The organism is Nonomuraea sp. NPDC049480 (assembly GCF_044465905.1).
GTDB lineage: Bacteria > Actinomycetota > Actinomycetes > Streptosporangiales > Streptosporangiaceae > Nonomuraea.
Genome location: NZ_JBITMD010000020.1, coordinates 95408 through 120110, shown reverse-complemented (window position 1 = coordinate 120110; position 24703 = coordinate 95408). Strand labels below are relative to the sequence as shown.

At 68.4% G+C, this 24703-nt stretch carries 20 protein-coding genes and 2 pseudogenes; 14 read left to right on the top strand and 8 right to left on the bottom strand.

The genetic code is table 11. The features are described from left to right. Nucleotides 1-24: 24 nt before the first annotated feature. On the bottom strand, nucleotides 25-1221 hold the full coding sequence (locus tag ACIBX3_RS42400) for a tyrosine-type recombinase/integrase (protein WP_397126253.1): 1197 nt from the start codon (nucleotides 1219-1221) through the stop codon (nucleotides 25-27). 123 nt (nucleotides 1222-1344) lie between these two features. Then, on the bottom strand, nucleotides 1345-3969 hold the full coding sequence (locus ACIBX3_RS42395) for a family 78 glycoside hydrolase catalytic domain (RefSeq protein WP_397126252.1): 2625 nt from the start codon (nucleotides 3967-3969) through the stop codon (nucleotides 1345-1347). 173 nt (nucleotides 3970-4142) lie between these two features. Here ACIBX3_RS42395 and ACIBX3_RS42390 point away from each other — a divergent pair. Beyond that, nucleotides 4143-4343, top strand: a pseudogene (locus ACIBX3_RS42390) (YbaK/EbsC family protein); the annotation flags it as partial. Nucleotides 4344-4390: 47 nt separating this feature from the next. Here ACIBX3_RS42390 and ACIBX3_RS42385 read toward each other — a convergent pair. Then, a complete protein-coding gene (locus tag ACIBX3_RS42385) occupies nucleotides 4391-6007 on the bottom strand; it encodes a DUF5597 domain-containing protein (protein WP_397126251.1) in 1617 nt (538 codons plus the stop codon). A gap of 28 nt (nucleotides 6008-6035) precedes the next feature. Continuing rightward, entirely contained in the window at nucleotides 6036-6659 is a 624-nt protein-coding gene (locus ACIBX3_RS42380) for a TetR/AcrR family transcriptional regulator (protein ID WP_397126250.1), read from the bottom strand. A 317-nt stretch (nucleotides 6660-6976) separates the two neighbouring features. Here ACIBX3_RS42380 and ACIBX3_RS42375 point away from each other — a divergent pair, with 317 nt between their 5' ends. The 12 genes and pseudogenes from ACIBX3_RS42375 to ACIBX3_RS42320 all read left to right on the top strand — a co-directional run bounded on the left by ACIBX3_RS42375 (nucleotide 6977) and on the right by ACIBX3_RS42320 (nucleotide 19992). Further along, nucleotides 6977-8152 carry an MFS transporter gene (locus ACIBX3_RS42375; RefSeq protein ID WP_397126249.1) on the top strand — a complete coding sequence of 392 codons (1176 nt, stop codon included), beginning with the start codon at nucleotides 6977-6979 and terminating at the stop codon, nucleotides 8150-8152. Between the two features lie 32 nt (nucleotides 8153-8184). Continuing rightward, nucleotides 8185-10650 (top strand): glycoside hydrolase family 2 TIM barrel-domain containing protein, encoded by a 2466-nt coding sequence (locus ACIBX3_RS42370; protein WP_397126248.1) that lies wholly within the window; start codon nucleotides 8185-8187, stop codon nucleotides 10648-10650. A gap of 70 nt (nucleotides 10651-10720) precedes the next feature. Next, nucleotides 10721-13042, top strand: a complete 2322-nt coding sequence (locus ACIBX3_RS42365) for a glycoside hydrolase family 3 N-terminal domain-containing protein (protein ID WP_397126247.1) — start codon at nucleotides 10721-10723, stop codon at nucleotides 13040-13042. Continuing rightward, nucleotides 13039-14283, top strand: coding sequence for a family 1 glycosylhydrolase (locus ACIBX3_RS42360; RefSeq protein ID WP_397126246.1), 1245 nt, complete (start codon nucleotides 13039-13041; stop codon nucleotides 14281-14283). The genes ACIBX3_RS42365 and ACIBX3_RS42360 overlap by 4 nt, the downstream gene beginning before the upstream one ends. Before the next feature lie 43 nt (nucleotides 14284-14326). Continuing rightward, a complete protein-coding gene (locus ACIBX3_RS42355; RefSeq protein ID WP_397126245.1) occupies nucleotides 14327-14497 on the top strand; it encodes a hypothetical protein in 171 nt (56 codons plus the stop codon). After that, nucleotides 14494-16233, top strand: coding sequence for a family 43 glycosylhydrolase (locus tag ACIBX3_RS42350; protein WP_397126244.1), 1740 nt, complete (start codon nucleotides 14494-14496; stop codon nucleotides 16231-16233). Before ACIBX3_RS42355 ends, ACIBX3_RS42350 begins: the two co-directional genes overlap by 4 nt. Before the next feature lie 25 nt (nucleotides 16234-16258). Further along, nucleotides 16259-16438, top strand: a complete 180-nt coding sequence (locus ACIBX3_RS42345) for a hypothetical protein (RefSeq protein ID WP_397126243.1) — start codon at nucleotides 16259-16261, stop codon at nucleotides 16436-16438. 5 nt (nucleotides 16439-16443) lie between these two features. Beyond that, nucleotides 16444-17024, top strand: a pseudogene (locus ACIBX3_RS42340) (SDR family NAD(P)-dependent oxidoreductase). Between the two features lie 41 nt (nucleotides 17025-17065). Beyond that, the gene (locus ACIBX3_RS42335; RefSeq protein ID WP_397126241.1) at nucleotides 17066-17689 is read left to right on the top strand and encodes an alpha/beta hydrolase fold domain-containing protein; all 624 of its coding nucleotides are present in this window, start codon (nucleotides 17066-17068) and stop codon (nucleotides 17687-17689) included. Between the two features lie 10 nt (nucleotides 17690-17699). Next, a complete protein-coding gene (locus ACIBX3_RS42330) occupies nucleotides 17700-18593 on the top strand; it encodes a DUF4429 domain-containing protein (protein ID WP_397126240.1) in 894 nt (297 codons plus the stop codon). Nucleotides 18594-18911: 318 nt separating this feature from the next. Then, the gene (locus ACIBX3_RS42325) at nucleotides 18912-19103 is read left to right on the top strand and encodes a hypothetical protein (RefSeq protein ID WP_397126239.1); all 192 of its coding nucleotides are present in this window, start codon (nucleotides 18912-18914) and stop codon (nucleotides 19101-19103) included. Between the two features lie 517 nt (nucleotides 19104-19620). Then, nucleotides 19621-19992, top strand: a complete 372-nt coding sequence (locus ACIBX3_RS42320; protein WP_397126238.1) for a hypothetical protein — start codon at nucleotides 19621-19623, stop codon at nucleotides 19990-19992. 206 nt (nucleotides 19993-20198) lie between these two features. Here the strand turns inward: ACIBX3_RS42320 and ACIBX3_RS42315 are convergent, their stop codons facing one another. After that, complete coding sequence (locus ACIBX3_RS42315) at nucleotides 20199-20495, bottom strand: DUF6204 family protein (protein ID WP_397126237.1); 297 nt, start codon at nucleotides 20493-20495, stop codon at nucleotides 20199-20201. A 2-nt stretch (nucleotides 20496-20497) separates the two neighbouring features. Next, nucleotides 20498-21136, bottom strand: a complete 639-nt coding sequence (locus tag ACIBX3_RS42310) for a TetR/AcrR family transcriptional regulator (protein WP_397126236.1) — start codon at nucleotides 21134-21136, stop codon at nucleotides 20498-20500. A 73-nt stretch (nucleotides 21137-21209) separates the two neighbouring features. Here ACIBX3_RS42310 and ACIBX3_RS42305 point away from each other — a divergent pair, with 73 nt between their 5' ends. Further along, nucleotides 21210-21737: a DinB family protein gene (locus ACIBX3_RS42305; protein ID WP_397126235.1), complete on the top strand. Its 528-nt coding sequence runs from the start codon at nucleotides 21210-21212 to the stop codon at nucleotides 21735-21737. A 178-nt stretch (nucleotides 21738-21915) separates the two neighbouring features. Here the strand turns inward: ACIBX3_RS42305 and ACIBX3_RS42300 are convergent, their stop codons facing one another. Continuing rightward, nucleotides 21916-22158 (bottom strand): Imm8 family immunity protein, encoded by a 243-nt coding sequence (locus tag ACIBX3_RS42300; protein WP_397126234.1) that lies wholly within the window; start codon nucleotides 22156-22158, stop codon nucleotides 21916-21918. A gap of 282 nt (nucleotides 22159-22440) precedes the next feature. After that, nucleotides 22441-24630, bottom strand: a complete 2190-nt coding sequence (locus tag ACIBX3_RS42295) for an ATP-binding protein (RefSeq protein WP_397126233.1) — start codon at nucleotides 24628-24630, stop codon at nucleotides 22441-22443. Nucleotides 24631-24703: the final 73 nt, after the last annotated feature.

Sequence of the window (24703 nt, the reverse complement as noted above, 5' to 3'; positions counted from 1 at the left end):
CAGGGGCCTTCTGTTTTCCGATCTTCAACCGGTGTCTTCAGCGTCTCTGGGAGCCACCGTGGGAGCCACCGGGGCCTGTTTCCCCAGGAGAGCGCTGGAAATGGCTTCGGTCGCGGCGCGCCGGTCGCCCTCCAGCAGGTGTCCGTAGATGTCCTTGGTGATCGCGATGCTGGCGTGCCCGAGGACTTCAGAGACGACGTGGAGCGGGGTGCCTTGGGCGAGCATGAGTGACGCGCCCGAGTGGCGAAGCTCGTGCGGGTGCCAGTGGCCGAGACCCGCCTTCTTGGCCAAGCGGGAGAACAGGTGCGAGAAGGTGTCCGGGTCGGACGGATTGCCGAAAGCCGTCGGGAACATCAGGCCGTGCTCTGTCCAGTTCTCACCGGCCATGAGGCGCTCCTTGTTGTGGGCGGCCTTGTGGCGCTTGATCGCCTCGACCAGTTCGGGAGTCAGGCAGAGGACGCGGCGCGAGCGCTTCGTCTTGAGTTCGCTGATCACGATGCGGGTCTTGGTGGAGGCATTTGGGTCGCGATTCTTCAGGCGCTTGACCGAGTGAGTGACCCGGAGGGTACGAGCGTCCGGGTCAAAGGCGTTCCACATGAGCCCGAGCGCTTCGCCACGACGCAGGCCAAAGACGAGGGCCAGAAGGACGAGGACACCCATACGGTGATCGGCGGTCGTGTCGAGGAGCCTCTTGCCGTCCTCCACCGTGAGCGTTCGGCCCTCTTCGACAGGGACGCGTGGAGGCATCGACAGAGCTGCGACGTTGCGCATGACGAGGCCCTCCCGTTCTGCCTGGCCCAGCGCCTTGCGGAGGACGGCCCGCATGTTGCGGACACTGTTCGCCTTGTAGCCCGCCTTGCGCTTGGCCTGCCACAGGGCATCGACCTGGGCCACGGTGAGCTTGGTCAGCTTGTGACGGCCGAGTCCTGGCTTCAGGTGCAGCCGCACCGTGTCCTCGTAATCGTCCAGGGTCCCATCAGAGATGTGCCCGGGTAGGTGAAGCAACCAGCGATCGAGGAAGGTGCCAACCGTCAGCCGATCATCCGGGACCGGAGCGCCCCTGGCCGATTCGCGGGCCAGCTGCCGGGACAGTTCCGCCCCTTCACCCGCGATGGCGGTGACGTCGATGTGCTCGGCGGGGTACGGGTTCTCGAAGAGGCCGGGCTCGAACTTGGCCCGCAGCATCCGGCGGACGCAGACATCCACGGCACGCTCGTCCACCGCGCCCCGGCGTGCCTCCTCGACCAGGGTGCTGCCTTCCTCGCCTCCCCCGCCGCCGGTGACATCAACGATGTGGTGCTGCTGCCGGTTGACGACGGCTGGTCGGCCGTCTGAGGGACGGCGTCACAGCTTCCGCCGGTCCGCGAACCGGCCTTCCCGGGCGGTGACCTCCTCGCCGCCGGGGAAGACGACGGTCGCCGTGGACGCGGGCGGCACGTTGAGGATGATCATCAGTTCCTCGCCCTCGACGTGCCACTCGACCGCGATGAGCCCCTGCGGACCGTCGAACGTCCCGCGTGCCCAGGTGATCGAGGCGTGGGGCACCGGTGCGACGACGAACGACTCCCACGCCACCGAGCCCTCGGCCTGCCGCAGGCCGAGGGTGTGGGTGTGCAGGAACCGGACGACGGCGCCCTTGCTGTAGTGGTTGAGCGACGCGTGCGCGGTGCCGTCGGCGTCGACGCCGTCCCAGTCTTCCCAGATCGTCGTCGCGCCGCGGTCGAGCATGCCCAGCCACGACGGGTAGGTGCGCTGGAACAGCACCTCGTAGGCGACGTCGGCGTGTCCGTGGTCGGCGAGCACGGGCAGCAGGTCGGCCGTCGACAGGAGCCCGGTGCCCAGGTGCGTGCCCGCTTCCCGGATCAGTTCGACCAGCCGCGCCGCGGCCGCCGTGCGCAGGCCGTCGGGCACGAGTCCGAAGTGGAGCGCCCGGACGTAGCCGGCCTGCGTGTCGGCGGCGGTGCGCCCGCTGTCGTCGAGGAATTCAGTGCGCCACGCGTTCTTCACCCGGTCCGCCAGCTCCGCGTACCAGGCCGCGTCGTCGGCCCGGCCGAGGACCTGGGCGGTCGCGGCCAGCGTGGCCGCCGACCGGGCCAGGTAGGCCGTCCCCACCTCCCCCTTGTCGGCGGTGAACCAGCCCGCCGGATCGGCTTGCACCGGGTCGATGAGCGAGCCGTCCTCCGCGCGCGCCTTCGGCTCGATCCATTCACCCCAGTGGAACGAGCCGTCCCAGAGGAATTCCTCGTGGGGCAACGGCTCGGCCGAGCGCTCCACCCGCGACGGGTGCCGCGACGTCCGCGCCGTCGCCAGGGCCCATTCGACCCAGCGGACCATGGCGTCCCAGTTTTCGGCCAGTGCCTCGCGGTCGCCGTAGGTCTCGTACAGCAGCCACGGCACGAGCGCGATGGCGTCGCCCCAGCCGGCCGAGCCCGTCATCATCGCGAACAGGACGTCGGGGTGCTCTTTGATGCGGTGCCCGTCCGGGGAGAAGTTCGCGACGCGGCCGTCGGGCAGCTGGTCGTCCCGGACCGAGCGCAGCCACTTGCGCGTGAACCCGGCGACGTCGTAGAGCCGCACCGCGGTCGGGGCGAAGATCTGGTAATCGCCCGTCCAGCCGAGCCGCTCCCGGTGCGGGCAGTCGGTCGGCACGTCGACGGCGTTGCCGCGGAAGCTCCAGCGGGCCGCCTCGTGCAGCCGGTTGAGATCGTCGTCGCCGCAGGCGAAAGTCCCGGTGGGACGCAGGTCCGTGTGCACGACCTGCATGACGATGCCCGCCGGGTCGAGCGGCACGCCACCGCGGTCGAGCCGGGCGTACCGGAAGCCGTGCACGGTGTGCCGCGGTTCGAAGACCTCTCCCGCCGCGCCCGCGGAGACCACCTCGTCGCGCTGCACGAACGGGACCGGCGGCTCGCCAGGCCTTGCCGAGTCGAGGTGGGAGGTCGTGAGATCGCCCGCCGGGTCGAGGTGCTCGCCGTAGTCGAGCACGGTCCGGGTGCCCGCCGGGCCGAGGTCGGTGAGGGTGACCCAGCCCGAGGCGTTCTGGCCGAAGTCGGCGATCCAGGCGCCGGTGGGCAGCTGCGTGACCGACACGGCGGGCAGGCGTTCGACGCGCCGCACCGGCGGGGCGGGCGACCAGTCGATCGGCGGGGCGGTGACCGCGTCGAGGAGCACCGGGCGTTCCGGGCCGCGCGGGGCGAGGAAGTCGGTGGTCTGCCCGGCCATCAGGTCGGCGCGGGTGATCCGGCCGGGGCCGCCGGTCCAGTGCTCGTCGGTGCCCACGACGCGGGTCGAGCCGTCGGCGAAAGTCAGGTGGAGCTCGAGCCGGGCGCCGACGCGCGGTCCCCAGTCCGCGGGTTCGCGGAAGGCGCCGACCTGACCGCGGAACCAGCCGTCCGACAGGACGATCTCGATCGTGTTCGCCCCGGAACGCACTGCCGCGGTGACGTCCGACGCCTGCGCGTAGAGCGTGCGGTCGTAGGAGGTCGAGCCGGGCGTGAGTTCGGCGGTTCCCGCGCGCTTCCCGTTGACGAACGCCTCGTAGACGCCCAGCGCCGTCGCGTAGAGGCGGGCGCGGGTCACCCCTGCGGGCGCGGTGAACGAGCCGCGCAGGATCTGCGCGGGCCGGGCTGCGGGCTCGGTCTCCGCGGCTTCGACTGGGGAAATCCACCAGGCGGTCCAGTCCTCGTCGAACAGCCCGGCCTCGAAGGCGTGCCACTCGCTCCACGGCGACGCGCCCGTCCGGACCCGCCAGCGCACCTGTTCGCCGCTGCGCAGCGGACGAACCGGCCACGCGACCCACCGGTGTTCCCGGGTGTGGGCGACTTCCCGGACGCCGTCGCCGATCAGGATCTCGACGTCGTAGCCGGAGCCCGGCTGTACGTCCGCGGGCGGCTTCCACGACAGCCGCGGTCGCGGTCCGGACACCGGGAACCGGTCGCCACCGAAGTCGATCGACAAGGCATGAGGCACTGAGGTGACCATGAAAGCAGAGCTCCGAGGATCGAGGTGTGCAGGGCGCGTCGCACTGCGACGTCGTGTCGTTCGTCAGGTGATGCTCAGCGGTGCCGGGCGGAACGCACGTCGGGCGGCCCTGACGGCCACGGCGGCAACGGTGGCGTTGGCACCGCCGCGCCCTCACTGGCCAGCCCGTGGGCGGCGTCGGCCACTTCGGCCATCCGAACCCGATCGACGTCTACTGCGACGAATCCCTGCGCGCCTTCGACATCGTCTACCCGGCAGGCGGCAGCCCGAGCAGCGCCGTCCGCGTCAGCCCCACACAACTCGCCGACCTCGCCGAGGCAACGTGGGTCGACGTCATCCATGAACCGGCTCCCCCAACGTGAAAACCAGAACCCACTACAGCGAAGCTTGTGCCCAACGCGGGCGTAAATCAGTACGTGTAGAGATCCACGTGGAGAAGTCCCGTTCCCGTCGTGATGCTCGGGATCGGCCAGATCGAGGAGGGCTCGGCGTCGACGGCGGGGATCTGGATCAGTGAGCCGCCGCCGGTCTCGTCGCCGTTCAAAATTCGGGCCGTCTCGCCGGTGATCGGATCCAGCTCCCGTACGGAGAGGATCCCGGCCTTCCGTCCGTCAAGGCGCGTGGGAGTCATGACGAAGCCGCGGCCGGCGATCGTGACACCCCCGGCGGCCGGCAGGACGATCAGGCCGTATGCCGGGAACGACGGCGGCGTGATCCCGAAGACGTCTCCGGCCTTGACGTCGAAGCAGTACTCGCCGATCTTGATGGTGGCGCTCGGCTGGTCCTCGGTCAACCAGAAGGCGCGGGCGGGCGAGTTCGCGTGCCTTGCCTCGGCGATGTCAATCCCGTTGAGCAGCGCGTAGGCGTCGGCCAAAATGCGCTCCTCGGTCGTACCGGGTGCCAGCGAGTCGACGCCGAACGGTGAGACACCGATGGCGCCGTGCTCTCCGATCGCCCAGAACATCTGGGCGACTCCCCGGGGACTGCGCCGCATCTCCGGGATGAACAATCTGCCGTTGGACGCCTCGCTGAAGGCGCGGCAAATGCGGTCGAAGTCGCCGAAGTACACGTCGGGAGTGAGAAGGTCGACGGTGGGGGCGGCGGCGGCCCAGACGGGGTGCACTCTGTCGATGGGGCCACCACTGGGGTAGTCGCCGGGCTGCATTCCGCCCGCCAGAGCGAGTTGCGCCTCGGGGATGTCCAACTCGAGCGGGCTGTCCAGCCAAGCGTTCACGAACAGCGGGAGAGGATGCTCTCGACGGCCGGCGGCAGCGACCGACTCCACGTGTGAGGCGTAGGCCCACGCCATGAACACCTCATGAGCACCCACGTTGTCGCCGAAGAGTTCTGTCCAGGTGCCGCTTCGGTTACTGCCCGCCCGCTCCCATTCCGCATGGGCGGGCATCAGCGGCGATCGAGCAATTGCCTCCACGACCTCCGCCGGGACAGGACTCGACCAGGCGCGGTCGGCGAGGGGGCTTCGGTCGCGAGAGTCTCCCAGGAGGCCCACCTCGTTCTCGACCTGCACCATGATGACGGTGCCGCGCTCGTCAGCGGTCTTCAAGTGCCGCAGAAGAGTCCCGAACGCCAAGGCGTCTGCTTGCCGGCTTTCGCGGGCGAAGGGTGAGAGGTGCTCGATCGCGCCACTGGAGGCGGTGTGCGAGCGGGGGAATCGTTCGGCGTCCTGTTTCACCCAATCGGGCACATAGCTCGACGTGGCGTTCTTCCACGCGCCGAACCACAGGGGGATGAGCCGCAATCCGCACGTTTCGGCGACCTGGATCATCGTGTCGACGAGGGTGAAGTCGAACTCTCCCTCCGTCGGCTCCAGGAGTTGCCAGGTGACCGGGGCGAGCACGGTGTTCGCGCCGAGGGCCGCAACGCGCTGGAAGCTCGAGCGGATGGCGACCTCAGAGCTGGAACTTGAGTTGTGGATCTCGGCGCCGAGGACGAGAAACGGCCGCTCGTCCACCACCAGGCCGTTGTCGGTGAGGCGTGCGATGCGGGTGGAGGGTAGATCTGTCACGACGGAGCTCCGGGGATCGGGGTGACGCTCAACTGATGGTGAAGAAGCGCGCGGCGAAGGCGTCCCACACTTCGAGCATGTCCACCGTGGGATGGGCGACCCAAAGCGCCTCCAATCCCGTCCAGAAGGAGTACAGCTCCCGCGCGGCGAGCATCGGGTTCGGTTTCCAGGACAGCGCCCGCGCGAAACCGTCGAGCGCCCGCTGCTCCCTCTCCAGGAAGTAGCCGTGCGCGGGGTGGCCGACATCCAGAGCCTCAGCCCGGAGCACGACGTAGAGCCGGACCAACTCACGCTGTTGCTGGTTGTGCTCCACCGTGCTCCGGAACACCTCGTTCACCGCGGCAGGGTCGGCGAAATCCTCAACCTCGTGTCGCACGGGGTAGGACAGTTCGTCCCGGTAAGCGAGGACAGCCGCGAGGAGATCGGCCATGGACGGGAAATGGTGCAGCACCGACGGCTTCCGAATGCCGCACGCGTCCGCGATGTCTGCCAGGGACACCGCGTTGAAGCCGGCAGCAGAGATCAGCCGCGCTGCCTCCAGGACGATCTGACGGCGCCGCACTTCGGGCGCCAGCCGTCGCTGGGCGCGGGGAGCGCTGTCAGTTGCTGCATTCATCGATCTCCTCGGGCGGCCATTGACGACTGTGTCCACCAATCCTAATCTACCATTCGGTAGACGCAACCTATCGATCGGTAGATTGGCCGAACAAGGGAGTTGGCATGACCGAGAGTGAGTCCGCGGCCACATCCGGTCGCCGGAAGGTCGACGCAGTTCCCACGCTCGTCAGCGAGGAGGGCGGCGAGCCGGTGGATGTTCCGGCGCCCGTCGCCTCCCCCTCCTCGCCGGCCTTCAACGAGGCGGCGATGATTGCGGAGCAGCTCACAAATCAGACAACCCCGGACGAGGGCCGTCCCCGGGTGAGCGCTGCCTACATCTGGCTGGTCGTACTGGCGACGTTCGGCTCCATAGTGGCGCTCGTCGGACCGATCGGATACTCGCTCTCCGTTCTGCTCGCGCGCATTGCGCCCGAGAACCAGGAGTTCCTCGGCTACGTCACCGGAGTGGGGGCGCTCGTCGTCGTGCTCGCCGGTCCGCTCGTCGGCATTCTCAGCGACCGCACGCGCAGCCGGCTCGGACGTCGACGTCCCTGGCTCATCGGCCTCACCATGGTCGGCTTTGCCGGACTGCTGATCGTTTCCGTCTCCCCGAACGTCTGGATCGCGCTCCTCGGCTGGGGAGTCACGCAACTCGGCTTCGGAATCGCCGCGCTGCAGGTGACGAGCTCGATGGGCGATCGTCTTCCGGAGTCCCAGCGCGGCAAGGTGGCCGGCTTGACCGGGGTGGCGACGATGGTGGGCTCTATCGCGGGTGTCGCCCTGGCCAGCGCGTTCGCGACCTCGAACCTCCTGATCTTCCTTGTTCCGGGCCTGGTCGGAGCGACCTTCATCCTCCTGTTCGCTGTCTTCGTCAAAGAGCCCGACCTCCGGAACGCGGCTGCGCCCGAGAAGGTGACGATGGGTTCGCTGCTCTCCGGTTACCACTACAACGTGAAGAAGTACAAGGACTTCTCCTGGAACTGGCTCGGACGGTTCCTGTTCAATTTCGGCGTCACACTCTCCAGCACCTTCACGACGTTCTTCTTCGCCGCCAAGCTCGGCCTTCCCGTCACTCAGATCGGAGGACTTGTCGCGATTGCCGGCCTGCTCGGCATCGTGTGCACCGTGGGAGGCGCGGCGCTCAGCGGATTCCTCTCCGACCGGCTCAAGCGGCGCAAGTCCTTCATCCTTCTGGCTGGAGTCCTCTTCGCGGTGGGAGCGGTCATCGCTTGGCTCGCTCCGGATCTGCCGGTGCTGCTGATCGGGCTGTGCGCCCTGCAGTTGGGCCTCGGCATCTTCTCCGCCGTCGACCAGGCCCTCTACCTGGACGTGCTCCCCGAGCAGGACACCCAGGCGGGGCGCTTCGTCGCCATCACCCAGTTCTCGACGTCCATTCCACAGGTCGCCGCACCCCTGCTCGCGCCCGCTTTCCTCCTTCTCGGAGCCGGCTCCGCGGAGGACAACTATGGCGTCCTGTACCTGATCTCCGCAGGCTTCGCCCTCACCGGGGGATTGGTGATCCTGCTGCGCGTCAAGAGCGTCCGCTGAGTAGTGGCCACCGCGGCAAACTGAGGAGCAGCATGACAAGAACTTCCTTCAACCGCGGCTGGCGCGTCCGACCCAAGGTGAGCCCGTTCGCTCAGCTTCAGGCCGGCGCCGGGAACGCGACATCCGTAACCCTGCCGCACGACGCCGTCGCCGCCCTTCCCCGGAACTCCGACGCGCCTTCCGGAGGACGGACCGGCTATTTTCCCGGTGGCACGTTCGAGTACCTCAAGGACTTCGAGGTTCCCGAGCAGTGGCGTGGCAAGCGGGTCACGCTGGAGTTCCAGGGCGTCTACCGCGACGCCATGGTCTATGTGAACGGCACCTTCGCGGCTCAGCGACCCTCCGGCTACTCACCGTTCGACGTGCCCCTCGACCCGTTCCTGCGCTACGGGGAATCGAACGCCATCCGTGTCGATGCCCGAACCCACGACGACTCCCGGTGGTACAGCGGCGCGGGCATCTACCGGGATGTGACCCTGCGCGTCACCGACCTCGCCCACCTCGGCGAGGTCCGGATCGCGACGCCTGACATCGACGCCGATCGGGCGGTCGTGGAGGTGGCGACAAGGGTGGTGAACGAGAGCGTCGAAACCCGGACGCTTCGAGTTCGCACCGAAATCCGCTGTCCTGACGGCGAGGTGGTCACGCGCGACTCCGCACCCATCACCCTGCGCGCGGGCGGGTCCGGGGTGGTCCGCCAGCGGCTGTACGTACCGAATCCGGCCCTGTGGAGCGTGGACAGTCCGGCCCTCCACACGGCCCGCACCGTGCTTGAGAACTCGTATGAGCTCCTCGAGGAGGAGACCACGCCTTTCGGGATCCGTCGCCTTCAGCTCGATCCGATCACTGGCCTGCGCATCAACGGCGAATCGGTCAAGCTCCGCGGCGCATGCATTCATCACGACAACGGGCCTCTCGGCGCGGCCACCATCGCGCGCGCCGAGGAGCGTCGGGTCGAGCTTCTGAAGCAGGCCGGTTTCAACGCCCTGCGCAGTTCCCACAACCCGCTGAGCCCCGCAATGCTCGACGCCTGCGATCGCCTCGGCATGCTTGTGATGGACGAGACCTTCGACATGTGGGCGGAAGGAAAATCGTCGTTCGACTACTCACTGTCGTTCCCGGAATGGTGGGAGCGGGATGTCGAATCTCTGGTACGAAAGGATTTCAACCATCCCAGCGTGATCTTCTACTCGATCGGCAACGAGATCTTCGAAACCGGCGACGCGCTCGGTTCCGAATGGGGACGCGCACTCGCCGAGAAGATCCGCACCCTCGATCCGACACGCTTCGTGACGAACGGCATCAACCCGTTCGTCTCGGTGCTCAGCGAGGTGAAAGAGATGCGCGCCCGCTCCGCCGAGGTGCAGCCCGACGGGGAGGGCGGCGTGAACGCCATGATGAACGCAGGCGATTTCATGGCGAGAGTCAGCGCCTCGCCGATGGTCAGCGAAAAGACGGAAGCCTCCTTCTCGGTTCTCGACGTGGCCGGCCTGAACTACGGGGACGGACGCTACGAGTCCGATCGCGAGCAGTTCCCCCACCGGATCATCGTCGGCACCGAAACCTTCCCGCCGCGGATCGCGCACAACTGGCGCCTCGTGCTGGACAACGCCCACGTGCTGGGTGACTTCACCTGGACCGGCTGGGACTACCTCGGCGAAGCCGGCGTCGGCCGGCTCCAGTACGCGGATGTGAGCCCGGTCTTCGAGGCGCCCTACCCGTGGATCTCCGCGCGGGTGGGCGACCTGGACATCACCGGCCTGCGCAGGCCCATCTCCTACTACCGGGAGATCGTGTTCGGCCTCCGAACCCAGCCCTACCTCGCCGTTCAACGCCCCGAGGTATACGGGCGTGAGGGCTTCGGCATGTGGGCGTGGAGCGATTCCATCGCCAGCTGGAGCTGGGACGTGCCGATCGGCACCCCGATCGCCGTGGAGGTGTACACCGTCGCTGACGAAGTCGAGTTGCTGCTCAACGGCCGCTCTCTGGGGTGGGCGACGCCAGGAGAGTCCAAGCCCTTCCTGGCCGAGTTCGATCTCACCTACGAGCCCGGGGAACTGGTGGCCGTCGGTTACCGCGACGGCGTCGAACAGGGACGCACGTCGCTCCGCTCGGCCACCGGCCCGGCTCGGCTCGTCGCCGTCGCCGACCGGACAGAACTGCACGCGGACGACTCCGACCTCAGCTTCATCACCATCGAACTCCGCGACGAGCAGGGCAACCCGGCGGGCGCACACGATCAGCTGGTGCACGTGACGGTCGAGGGCGCGGCCGTCCTGCAGGCCCTCGGCAGTGCCCGCCCGGACTCGGAGGAACGTTTCGACGCAGCGCAGTGCACCACGTTCGACGGCCGGGCTCTGGCGATCGTCCGGCCGAGAGGTGCCGGGGAGATCACGGTGACCGTCACTGCGGAAGGCCTCGAACCGGTCGTCCTCGAGCTGGAGTCGCTGGAACCCGACGACGAGCCCGTCACCGCCGCGCTCCTGGCCCTGCGATGAAGACCACTCGGCGCACCCCTTCCACCACCATCCTCAGCGGGGCGAACCCCGCTGAACCAGAAGGAGACCGATGACCGACGTGGCCGCGGAAAGCGTCACCGATCCGGCCGCCGTCCGGGCGGGCGACCTTCCGTACCAGAACCCGGCCCTGCCCCTAGAACAGCGCGTCGACGACCTGCTCTCCCGACTCACACTCGAGGAGAAGGCAGGCCAGCTCACCCAGTTCTTCTACCTAGACATGGAGGAACTGCCCGAGGACTTCGACCTGGAGACGCTCCCGCCTGAGCAACGGGCATATGTCGGACAGCCCAAGATGGTCGAAGCCGCGATCGCCGCCGGCACCACGGGCTCCGTGCTGTTCGTCAAAGACCCCGCGAAGACGAACCGCCTGCAGCGCCTCGCCGTCGAGACCACCCGCCTCGGCATCCCTCTGCTGTTCGGCTTCGACGTGATCCACGGCCTGCGGACCATCTTCCCGGTGCCGATCGCACTCGCCGCGACCTGGTCGCCTGCCACGATCGAAACCGCACAAGCCGTGGCCGCCCGCGAAGCCCGTGCCGTCGGTATCGCCTGGACGTTCGCGCCGATGATCGATATCGCCCGCGACCCACGGTGGGGGCGGATCATCGAAGGACCGGGTGAGGACCCCGTGCTCGGTGCCGCCGTCGCGGCGGCCCAGGTCCAAGGTTTCCAGGGGAACCTGGACGCCGAGCACGTGCTCGCGGGTCCCAAGCACTTCGCCGGGTACGGAGCCGCTCGCGGCGGCCGCGACTACGACGACGCGGAAGTGTCGGATTCCGAGCTGTGGAACGTGTACCTGCCGCCCTTCCAAGCGGCGATCGAAGCCGGGGCCGGCACTGTGATGAGCGCCTACATGGACCTCAACGGCGTGCCGGCGTCCGCGAATCGCCGCCTGCTCTCCGACATGCTCCGCGACGAGCTCGGCTTCGAGGGATTCGTGGTCTCGGACGCCAGCGCCGTCCGATCCCTGGAGACCCAGCACTTCGCGGAAGACCTCACGGATGCAGCGGTGCGAGCTGTCTCGGCCGGGCTCGACATGGAGATGTGCATGTTCGACCCCGCCTTCTCGCGACTCCCGCAGGCAGTCACCGACGGTGTGATCGGTGAAGAGGTTATCGACGACGCAGCGCGGCGGGTCCTGACGGCTAAGTTCCGGCTCGGTCTCTTCGAGAACCCCTACGTGCTCGAGGATGCCGCGGCCTCCGTCCTGGGTGCCCTCGAACACCGTGAGCTCGCCCGCACCACCGCAGAGCGCTCGATCATCCTGTTGAAGAACGAGCCCGCCGTGCTTCCGCTTCGCGCCGGCGCTCTGAAAACGGTCGCCGTGATCGGGGAACTGGCCGACAGCAAGCGAGACACCCTCGGCCCGTGGGTGTTCGACCACGACACCGACGAGACCGTAACCGTTCTGGAAGGCCTGCGGAACCGTCTCGGTGACCGCGTCCAGGTGACGCACGCGCCGGGAGCGGGCAGCCCGAGCCGGCGCTTCCCCTCCATGTTCGATCGGATGGACCCCACAGTGGTGGAGACCTCCCTGGACAACGACGACGACGAGATCACCCGTGCGGTGCAGCTGGCGGCCTCCGCCGACGTGGCGATCGTGGTCGTCGGGCAACGACAGAACCAGATCGGCGAGAACGCCTCGACCGCCACCCTGGACCTGCCGGGGCGGCAGCTGGAGCAGCTCCAGCGGATCAGCCGGACCGGCACTCCCGTCGTGCTGGTCGTCATGTCAGGCCGCCCCCTTGATCTGCGCTGGGCGGACGCCCACGTGCCCGCCATCGTGCAAGCCTGGTACCCGGGGACACGCGGCGGTGAAGCGGTGGCATCCGTCCTGCTGGGCGAGGTCTCGCCCGCCGGGCGCCTCCCTTTCAGCTGGCCGCGCCACGTCGGACAGGTGCCCATCATCTACTCGCACAACCGGACTTTCCAGCCCGAGAACCAGGGTGCGCGCTACTTCGAAGAGGAAAGCGTGCCGCTCTACCCCTTCGGTCACGGACTCTCCTACGCCGATTTCGAGTACTCGAACCTGAGACTGGACCGGCCCGAGATCCAGGTCGGAGAAACCGTCACCGTGTCCGTCGACGTTCACAACCGCTCCGGCGTCGACGCCGACGAGGTCGTGCAGCTCTACACGCATCAGCGTTACGGCACGGCCTCCCGTCCCATCCGGGAGCTCAAGGGGTTCCAGCGGGTCCCCCTCGAGGCCGGCGAGATCCGCACGGTCACCTTCGGTCTCGGCGCCGACATGCTGCGCTACTGGGCCGCGGCCACGGGCGGGTTCGTCCAGGACGCCACGACCATCGACATCTACGTCGGCGGAAGCTCCACCGCCGAGCTGACGACCACGCTTGAGGTGGCGAAACGATGAACGAGAACACGATGAGTGCCTTTCCCGCCAGGTTCCTCTGGGGCGCTTCGACCGCACCTCACCAGATTGAGGGCAACAACATCAACAGCGACTGGTGGGCCCGCGAGAGCCTGATGCCCGGGATGGAACCGAGCGGCGATGCGCTGGACAGCTACCACCGCTATCGGGAGGACATGGAACTGCTGGCGGACGCCGGCTGCACCGCGTACCGATTCGGCATCGAGTGGGCCCGCATCGAGCCGCGGCCGGGGCAGATCTCGCGCGCCGAGCTTGCCCACTACCGGCGCATGATCGACACAGCACTCGAACTCGGACTCGAGCCGGTGATCACCCTGCAACACTTCACGTCGCCACGCTGGTTCGCGGAGGAAGGCGGCTGGCTGGGAGAAAACGCAGTCGCCCGGTTCGCATCATTCGTGACCAGTGCCACCCAGATCCTCGATGGCGTGCAGTGGGTAGCCACCATGAACGAACCCAATATGCAGGCGATGATGGTGATGCTGCAGGAAGCCATGCGCTCTGGGCAGCTCGCCGAATGGCAGAGTCCCACCGTCGACGGCGAGGCGCAGCGGGAACGGATCGCCGCGAATCTGCCGGTGCCCGAACCGAGATTCGGACACCGCATGGTCGAACTCCACCACGCCGTCCGCGACATCGTGCGCGAACGGACAGGAGCCAAGGTGGGATGGACGATCGCCAACGGCGCGCTCACCGCAACACCGGGCAACGAAGAGAAACTCGCTGAAGTGCGATACGCGTACGAAGACCTCTACCTCGAAGGATCACGCGGCGACGACTGGATCGGGGTCCAGTCCTATTCCAGCCAGCAGGTGGACGCGAACGGACTCGTCCCCCACCCTGAGCGCCCCGACAACACGCAGACCGGGGCGGCGTACCGGCCGGACGCTCTCGGCATGGCCGTCCGCCACGCATGGGAGGTGACCGGCCTACCCATCCTCGTCACCGAGAACGGGATCGCAACAAGCGACGACGACCGCAGAATCGCCTACACGACCGACGCGCTGCGGGGACTGTCCGCGGCGATGGCGGACGGTGCGGACGTCCGTGGCTACCTGCACTGGAGCCTGCTCGACAACTACGAGTGGGGCCGCTGGGAACCGACGTTCGGGCTGGCCGCCGTCGACAGGGAGACCTTCGAGCGCAAAGCGAAGCCGAGCCTGGCATGGCTCGGTAGCGTCGCCCGCACGAACGGCGCGGCTGTCACCGAATCCCTTTCCTGACCCGACCGCGGGTCCGCCGCTGCGGGCTGGCATGACCTCGCTCATGGCGCAAGCCGGATCCGACCCCGATGACGGCGACGAGGTGCGCGCCGTGGCGTCGCTGCCGATGACCCAGATCCTCAACCTGACCAGCGGCGCCATCGACAGCGACTGGCTGCTGTCCCTGCCGAACACTTCCGCCGTACCGGCCGAACCAGAAAGCATGCCTTCATGACTTCCGTCGTCTGCAACCCGGTGAACCTCGCCTACCGCTACCAGGACCTGCGTCCCATGTCCGGCGGCCGGACCGTCCACCGCGAGGCCGCCGACCCGTCGGTGATCCGCTACCGCGGCCGGTTCTACCTCTTCGCGTCGATGTCGGCCGGCTTCTGGCACTCGGCAGACCTGCGCACCTGGGCATACCGGGCCAGCACCAAACTCGCGCCGCTCGACTACGCCCCCGACGTCCGCGAGGTCAACGGCGTCCTCTACGTCTCTGCGTCCCGGCAGACCGACAGCCCGTTCTACCGCAGCGAAGACCCCCTCGCCGACGACTTCACCCTGGTGAACCCGGGCTTCCCGTTCTGGGACCCGCACCTGTTCCAGGACGACGACGGCGCCGTCTACTTCTACTGGGGCTGTTCCAACAAAGAACCCGTCACCGGTGTCCGGGTCGACCCGGACACCATGGACCGCATCGGCGAACCCGTCCCGCTCTTCGGCGGCGACCCCGACCGGCACGGCTGGGAACAGGTCGGCGAGAACCACGTCAAGACCGAACCGACCACGGAACTGGCGAAGAGGATCGCCGAGTACCTCGGCGACGCCCCCTTCATCGAAGGCGCGTGGATGACCCGGCACCAGGGCACCTACTACCTGCAGTACGCCGCGCCGGGTACCGAATGGAACACCTACGCCGACGGCTACTACACCTCCTCCTCACCCCTCGGCCCCTTCGAGTACGCGCCGAACAGCCCGTTCTCCTCGAAGCCCGGCGGGTTCATCACCGGCGCCGGCCACGGAAGCACCTTCCAGGACGAACACGGCAACTGGTGGCACGCCTCGACCATGCGCGTCTCGGTGCACCACGAATTCGAACGGCGCGTCGGGATCTTCCCCGCCGGGTTCGACGCCGACGGAGTCCTGTTCTGCAACCAGAACTTCGGCGACTACCCGATGCTCGTGCCGGACCGCCGGGTCGATCCGTGGACCGGCACCTTCGCCGGCTGGATGCTGCAGTCCTTCCGCGCGAAGACGACCGCCTCCTCTTCGGCCGAAGGGCACAGCCCCGAACTCGCCGTCAACGAGGACGTCCGCACCTGGTGGACCGCCGCGACGACACAGCCGGGCGAATGGCTTCGGGTCGACCTCGGCGAAGAGCGGACCATCACCGCGATCCAGCTCAACCTCGCCGACCAGGACCTGGCCGCGCACGCTCCCGAACTCACCGACCTCGCCGAAGTCGCCCCAGCACAGCGCGCGATCTACCCCCACGGCCAGCCGACCGAGACGCTCATCGAGGTATCCCCGGACGGCGAGCAGTGGTACCCGGTCTCGGACAACCGCGGATCGGACGAAGACGCTCCGCACGCCTTCGTGGTACTCGAACCCGCGCAGCGCGCCCGGTACGTCCGGGTCACCGCCGGCCGGATGCCCTTCGACGGTCCCTTCTCGGTCAGCGGGCTGCGCGTCTTCGGGACCGGTAACGGACCGGCACCCGCGGCCACCACTGCCCGCGCGAAGCGCGTCGACGACCGGACGGCACGCATCGAATGGGAACCCAGCGCAACCGCGTACGGCTACAACGTCCGCTACGGCATCGCCCCCGGCAAGCTCTACCACAGCTGGCTGGTCTACGAACAGAACGACCTCGACCTGCGAACCCTCAACGCCGGAGCCGACTACTGGGTCGCCATCGACTCGTTCAACGAGAACGGCATCACCACCGGCCCGGTCACGAAAATCGCCTAACCTCACCACGAAAGCAGAGCACCTGATGGAAGGCTTGCACGACAAGGTCATCGTCTTCGCCAGCGCCAGCGGGATCGCCGCTGCCACCATGAAGTTCCTCGGCGCCGGAGGCGCGCGGATCGTCGTCGGAGACGTCGTCGAAGCGTCGGCCGAAGCCACCGCCCAGCCGCCCGGGACGCCGGCGGCGACGGCGTCGCGACGGTAACCGACATCGCCGACGAGAACCAGGTCAAGGAGCAGATCGACCTGGCGATCGGCACGTACGGCCGCATCGACGGCCTGTTCAACGTCGCCGCCAACATCGACCCGGCCGAAGTCGCGAAGGACACCGACGCCGTCGACATCGACCTGGCCGCGTGGCAGCGCACCCTCGACATCAACCTCACCGGCTATCTGCGCACACTCAAGCACGCGCTGCCCCACCTGATCGCCGCCGGCGGCGGATCCGTCGTCAACACCCTCTCCGGCGCGGTCTACGCCGGCATGCCCGACAAGGTGGCCTACTCGGCGACCAAAGCCGGCATCCGGGCGCTCACCCGCCGCGTCGCCCGCCGGTACGGCAAGGACGGTATCCGGTGCAACGGCGTCGCTCCAGGCCTGGTCATGACCTGGCAGACCGAGCTCAACCTGCCCGAAGAGTTCCGCGACGCAATCCTCGCCACCACGCCGGCGCCGCGCCATGCCGGCCCGAGGACATCGGCGCCACCGTGGCCTTCCTGCTTTCCGACCTCGCCGCGTGGACGACCGGGCAGATCCTCTGTGTCGACGGCGGCACCACCACGCGTGCCTGAGCTGCGTCCGGCACGTCCGCTCGATGATGAAGGAACACACCATGATCACCGACAGCGCGCGCCCGGCACTCCGGGTGCCGACGCGCGACGTTCCGGTACCCACGTCCGTCAGCGAGCAGGCACAAGCACTGCTCGGCCGAGGGGTGATGATGCCGCCGGTCGAATGGCCCCGACCGGACGACCGTGACGCCTGGCGCGCCGTCATCGCGAAGCAGGACGCGATGGTGCCCGTGGACGCCCCCGAGATGATGGTGATGTCGCTGACCGGGGCCGTCGCGTCGGGCCACCTCGCCGACATCACCGCCCGGGACGTCGAGGGAGTACCGGTCCACGTCGCCACCCCGCAGGGCACGGCGCCGGACGACCGGCGTGTCTTCCTTTCGCTGCACGGCGGCGCCTTCATCCAGGGCGGCGGTGACCTGTGCCGCCTCGGCGCCGGCGCCATGGCCGGGTCAATCGGCGCGACGGTGTGGGCCGTCGACTACCGCATGCCGCCCGATCACCCGTTCCCCGCGGCGGTCGACGACTGTCTGTCCGTCTACCGCGCGGTCCTGGCCGAACGCGAGTGTGCCAGAACGGGTCCGGTCGAACAGCCTCGCGTAGCGTTCGCCGGCTGCGGCTGGAGCCCTCCCCCGCCCCCGATGCCCGGCGGTCACCGCTCCTAGACTTCCACGCATGGACGAGTTACGGGGAAAGACGGCGACATGGCAGTTCGACGAGGAGAAGGTCGTCATGCAGTACAGCTCCCGGTGGCGCACCCACGCGCTGCTGAAAGCCCTCGCCCGTTGTGAGGTCCCCCTGCCGGCCATCGCGGCGGTCGATTTCACCTCCGCAGGGAAGAAGGGCTGGCAGCTCCAGCTCCGGCTGCGCGAGCGCGCCGACCCCTACGCCGCCGTCGGGCCATCGCTCGCCGAGAAGGGACAGCCGTTCCTGCTGACCGGCGGACCCGACACCGAACTCCTCGCCGAGTACCACGCCGACCAGCTCCGAATCGCGGCCGACGCCGCCCGGCTCGTCGACGGCCAGCGCCCGCCGGAGGAGTACGCCCTCGCACTCGTCCCGCCCGCGCCGCTGCGCATCCGGACATCGGAGGGCACGGCGATGTTCGACGGGCAGACGATCCGGCTGGAGTGGTCCGATGTTGCGAGCTCCCGCAAGAGCAAGAAACGCCGGATGGAATACGCGCTGGCCGACATCCAGCGCATCGAGTGGTTCCCGCAGGGGTCGATGGACGAGGGCTACCTGCGCATCGTGACGTGGCAGGAGGACGCCGACGCGAAGCCGGCCAAGCCGAGCAAGGACTTCGCCTGCCTGCTCACCGAGGACAGCGCCAAGCAGGACGCCTGGACGCTGGTGATGGCCGCGACCGTCACGGCGCACCTGTGGGCGGCGACGCCGGGGCCCGCGGGGAGCACGCCGGCCGGGAATGCGGAGCTCACCGCCGGCCCCGCCGCCGACACCCGCAGCATCTACGACCGCATCCGCGAGCTCGGGCGGCTGCACGGGGAGGGCCTGCTCACAGACGAAGAGTTCACCTCCAAGAAGGCGGAACTCCTCGATCGCCTCTGACCTGGGCCGCCCCCTCTCCGCTGTGGTGGCGCGGCTCCCAACTGGCAGGCCCTTCGGCCTTCGTCCATCTGTAACAGGTGAGAGGAAGTAACAGCCCCACTGGTGGAGGACCGATGAGCGACAGTAAAACCCCCGCATCCCTGCCCGCCTGGGAGCGGGACCTGCTCCGCATGCCCGTCACCGCCGACGAACGCGCCGAGCTCGACCAGCAAGCCGGCGGAGTTGCGTGTTGAGGCGTCCGACCTGGTTCTTCGCCGAGCCGATGGCGGCGATCCGAGCGAGGTGTTCGTCCGTACTCGGCCTGGTCAGGTGATGCGCTTGATCGGGCTCAACGCCGTGCTCGGTGCCCGGGTCGAGGCGCGGCCGGTGCTACTGGCGGCCGGAAAGTTGCACAGTGCGGCCTACGCCGTCGGCGCCGGGCGGGTCACCGACTGGATCGCTGATCGCTCAACCCAGACCCTGCACCCTCACACTCCCACCGCCTCCTCAGCGGCGGACGAGAGGGCCTGATGCGGCTGTGCGGGTTGCCACCTGCCCTCGTCCGCCACACGGTCTCAAGAAGCATCGCCGCCCGAACCTGCTGTGAGCAACGCAGTGATGACTCGTGGACGAGCGACTACTTCGAACTGGCGGTGGCCGCGCTGCGGACCAGGAGCCGCGACCTCCACGACGCGGCCCTGGCCTATATCTCCGCGGGCCGCCGACAAGATCGGCTCCTATCGTCTGGACGACGCACTCGTCAAGCAGGAGGCGTACGCTGCGACGATGCATGAGCTATTCGGCGGGATCGCCGCCGCGGTAACCCCCTCAGCGTAGATCCGTCGCCTCCAGCGCCTCACCATCTTCGAGACCGCATCGCGTCGAAGATCACGGAGCCTGATCGGCAGGGCGGGACCGCTCGTTCCGCTGTGTCCGCCTGTACGGCGGTGCCGCGCTAAGATCGCGTCCCGTGCTTCCGGATGGTTTATGGCGGATTATCAGGCTTGGATTAGTAGGTCTGGTTCTTGCGGGGGCGGTCGCGGGCCTGGTGCTCGGTGACGCCTGGCTCTGGGTGGCCGTCGAATGGTCGCCGCCGGCCTATGCGGAGTTCTACACGCGCGGCGGGTTTGACACCCCGACGACTGTGGCGCTGCTCGTGGCCGCCCTGGTGAAGGCCGCGCTCCTGTGGCTGATCCTGCGTGCCCCCGCGCCGGGACCGCTGGACCGCCGGGCGAAGGCGCTGCGCCGACTGCTGTATCTGGCGGTGGCGTACACCCTCGTGCTGTGGTACCCGATCGCGCTGCTCCCCGACGCGGTCGACACGGCATTCCAGCTCGCGCTGTGGACCACGATCGACGTCTTCTACCTGCTCGTCATCCGCTGGCGGTCCCGCATGCTGCGCGCGGCGGCCGGAGCATGAGGCTCTATACGAGGAGCGCAACACCGCCGAGCGCTGTATCAAGTGGATCGAGGAGTGGCGTGGGCCGGCCCTCCACTTCGACAAGACCCGGGAAGCTACCTCGCCGGACTCCGCCTGCGAGGCGCCATCTTATGGATCCGAAGTCTCGAACCTGCCTAAAGATCCGGGCTCAGAACAGGCCCTACCAGGCTCGGAGGTTCGCTCAGCTAGTCGTCGCGCCCTTTTCGGCGGATTTTGATCGCACGCATGTCCGTCACCGCGACCTGCAAGATCTCGTGCGCATACCCGTGCGCCTCCAGTGCGGCCATCGCATGTAGGGCGGCGTCGTCCTCGTCGTCGTCTGGCCCGGCGGGCACCTGGCAGCGGAAGGTGAAGGCCGATACGCTCGCGTCGTGAGTGAACGTGCCCACTTCGGTGTAGGCGGCGCCGCTCCCCGCTGTCACGGCGGCCCGGCCGGCGTCGTCGAGCCCCTTGAACTTGCCTCTGATCGTCACTCTGAACACGGTCATTCCTCTCGTACGGCATAGCCCAGGACTCGTTCACCGAGCAGGCTCTCCACGATGTCCAGCAGTTCGAGGACGGCCTCGGCGATCGCGTCGGGACGCTCGCCCGCCGCCGTTCGTCTGCCGATCTCGGTCATGACCAGTGCGTGCAGGCAGCCGATGTGCCAGGCGACCGCGCGCGGCAGCGGATCGTACTCGGGTGCGTCGGTCTGCTCGGCGAGCACAACCGTCAGCGCGTCCGTCATCTGGCGGCCGAGGTCCTCCAGCCGGGCGGACAGCGTGGGCGCGGCTCGCATCATCTCCAGTACGCTTCCGAATCCGGCGCTCAGCCCGACTCGGCGCTCGCGGCCGCGCACCTCCTCCCGAAGGCGCGCCAGCACCGCGCCCGCCGCGGACTCCCCAGGCCGACGCTGCCGCACGATGTCGGCCAGCCGCTGCGGGGAGGCCTCCTCGGGCGGCAGGACGAGGTCCTCCTTGGCCTCGAAGTAGTTGTAGACGGTGTTGACCGACACCTCGGCGGCCGCCGCGACCTCGGCGATCGTCACGTTCTCGAAGCCGCGCTCCACGAACAGGCCGATGGCCACCTCGGAGATACGCTGCCGAGTTTGCCGCTTCTTGCGCTCCCGCAGTCCTTCCTGCATAAGAGGAACCTACTGCAAAACTTAAGTCGATTGCATCTTTGCAGTGGGCTGTAGTTTCTGTCATGATCCACCAATGCATGTATCCCGATGCGAGCTGCTGTGCTGGCAGTTCGACTTGACCTGGTCGCTGTTCGATTACCATCTGGAGCGGCTGGAGCCCGCGGACTTCCTGTGGGAGCCCGCTTCCCGCTGCTGGACTGTGCGTCCGGACGTCGAGGGGACCTGGGTGCCTGACTGGGCGGAGATCGAGCCCGACCCCGTCCCGGTTCCCACGATCGGTTGGGTGAGCTGGCATATCGGCTGGTGGTGGAGCGTGACCATCGATCACGCTCAGGGCCGGACACCGCGGGAGAGGACCGAGATCGCTTGGCCGGGTGATGGAAGGACCACCATCGAGTGGTTGCGCAGCCTCCGTGAGGACTGGTTGGCGGTGCTGGATCGCCTCACCGACGCCGACTTGGACGCCACGGCCCCCGCCTTCCCATGGCCAAGGGACTCCAAGCACACCGTCGCCCATGTGGTCGCCTGGGTGAATTCCGAGCTGATGAAGAACGTCACTGAGATTGGTCAGCTTCGGCTGTTGCGGGCCGCTTCGGGGTGAGGTGAGCGATTCGGGGACCGAGACAGGCGAGAGTCTGGTCGGCGCCTCTCGTCAGGACTGCGCAAGCGATCATTGGGTTGCCCTCCTCAGCGCGCGGGGCAGGTGGGCGGGGAGGTGTTCGACCTCGACGTCGCGGCCGCGCTGGGTGGCTCCCGGCACTGTGCTGGATCGCCATGTCTCAGCCGGTGTAATCCTCGAACTCCCACTCTCCGATCCGGCCGATCTTCTCTGCCAGCTCACCCCACGTTGGAGCTTCCAGTACGGCAATCCGATCGCTCAGCCACTCGGTCACCTTGTCGGGATGAAGTTCGGCAACGAAGAGCCAGTGCCGGCCAATGAGAAAGGGACGGTGACGGAGTTGCTCTGTGAGGGCCGACGGGGGTGCAGACGGTGACTTGAAATCGCTCCTCGCCCAGCTCACCCTGAGGACCGACATACATTTCCAGGAGTTCGCAGGCATGGGTCGGATCGTCGTCCTCTCCCGGAAGTCCTCGCCTTCACCCGCGGCCCCGGCTTCGCCTGCCTGGTGAACCTCTCGGCCGAGCCATATCCGCTGCCTGATCACATCGCGGTCCTGCTGTCCAGCGGATCCGAGGGCGGTCTGCTGGCTCCGGACCAGGCGGCCTGGCTCGCGGTGTAGCGACGCGCGACGGGCGTACAGCCTCACCCCGATCACCCGCGTAAACCCTGCAGGTCAATACAACTAGCCGCAGCGGCGAAGGGCTTCGTCGGCGGTCGCGGCCTGGCCGGCGGACCACTGGGCGTCGAAGGCCACGGGGCCCAGGCGGCCGCGCAGGTCTCGCACGGTGCCCTGCCATTCGAACTCGTCGTCAGCGTTGCGGAAGTCGCCGGTGGCGGCCCTGATGGCGGCCGCGTGTCCCAGGAGCCAGACGGGCAGCTCCAATTCGCCCAACGCCGCCCGCGCGTGTGCCAGACCCTCGAGCGAGCGCGCCAGCCCGCCCCGGTCGTTGACGGCGTAACGGAGTTGGACGGCCTGCCGGTGCAGGTCAGCCCCGGCGCGGTGGTCTCCGGTGTGGTCGAGGATGCGGGCCAGCGTCTCCAGCGCGCGGGCCTCGCCGCGCTCGTCCTTCAGCTTGTGGAACTCCGCCACGCTCTCCCGCGCCAGCGACGCGGCGCGGGAGAGCGTGGCGGGTCTCTTACGCAGGGCCAGCGCCAGATTGTTGAGCAGCAGGGCAACGTGGGGCCCGTCGCCCAGCAGGCGGAATCGCTCCAGGCTCTGCTCGTAGTAGGCCGCTGCGGCTTCGTGGTCGCCTTCGTCGAGCAGGATGTTTCCGAGGTTGGTGAGGGCGGTCGCGACGCCCGTCGGGTAGCCGGCGAACTCGAAGAGCTCCAAGCCCCGCGTGTGCAGCTCCCGCGCTTCCGCCACGTCTCCCTGGTCTCTGGCCAGGTTTCCCGCTGCCTTGAAGGCCAGCCCGCGGACCAGCGGCGGGCTGTCGCCGGGCAGGTCAAGCGCCTTCGCCAGCCAGGCGCGGCCCTCCGCGAGGTGTCCACACATCTCCCAGAAACGCCAGAGAGCCCCGGTCAGCCGCTGCGCGCGGGAGGCGTCACCGGTCGCCAGCGCGTAGTTGATCGCGCGGCGGAGGTTGTCATGGTCGCTGGCCAGTAGGTCGAGCCAGCGCCGCTGACCGGCGCCGACGAGCTCGCGGTCGGCCGTCTCGGCGAGCGCGACGAACCAGTCGAGGTGGCGCGGGGCGATGTCGGCCGCCTCCTCCTCGGTCAGGAGCTCCTCGGCATACTGGCGAACGGTCTCCAAGACGACGAACCGGCCGCCGGACCGGCGGACCAGGCTGTTGTCGACGAGCGTGGCGAGATCGTCGAGCCGGCAGCGGCAAATCTCCTCGGCGGCCTCCAGCGTCCACCCGCCGGCGAACGCCGACAGGCGGGTGAAGAGGGTGCGGGCGCGCTCGTCGAGCAACCCGTAGCTCCAGTCCAGGGTGGCGCGAAGGGCGTCGCCGAGGGCGAGCCGGTCCAGGAGCTCCTCAGCCGACAGCAGTTTCATACGGGCCGCGGCCAACTCCAGGGCCAGGGGCAGGCCGTCCAGCCGTGCGCAGATCTCCGCCACGACCTCGGGGCCGGCCTCCTCCGGGCTCCATTCACGCCAGTAGGCCTGCACGCACTGGGTGAACAGCGCGATGGCGGGGTCGACGTGCAGCGGCTGGAGCGCCACCTCGTGACCGCCGCGCAGGGGCAATGTGCGGCGGCTCGTTACCAGGCAGGTCAGCGCGGGGCACTCGGCGAGCAGGCCGCCGACGATCTCCGCCGCCCGGTCCGCGAGATGCTCGAAGTTGTCGGCGGCGAGCAGGCACTGCCGTCCACGCAGGTGGCTGACGAGGGTGCGGGCGAGCGGGGTGGCACCGTCGTCACGGACTCCTACGGCCTGAGCGATCGCCGACAGCGCCAGCTCGGGGGTGTCCGCGGCGGTCAGGTCGGCGAAGAACACGCCGTCGGGGAAGTCGGGGGACAGGCGTTGGGCGACGGCCAGGCAGACGCGGGTCTTGCCCACTCCGCCTACCCCTGTCAGGGTGAGCAGGCGAACGTCCTGGCGCTGCAACAGCGTGCAGACGGTGGCGATCTCGGACTCGCGGCCGATCAGCGGGGTAAGCGGCACGGGTAGCGACAGCACAGCCGACAGGGTCGGGTCGGTGGCCTGGCCGCGTGCCGTCGCCTCGAACTGGGCGCGTACGGTGCCGGACAACTCCAGCGCGTCGGCCAGCAGCCGAGCGGTTTCCTTGCGCGCGGTGCGGTAGATAGCACGTTCCAGGTCGCTGATGGAGCGCGCGCTGACGGTGGAGCGGTGGGCGAGTTCTTCCTGGGTGAGCCCCACCCCGATCCGAAGCCGGCGTAGGAGCTGGGCGAAGGACTCCTCGGCCATGAACCCACGATAGACGCGGAACGCTCCTGTGAGCGAGCTGTGAGCCCAACCTCGTGGTCGCCGGAGAGCCTCG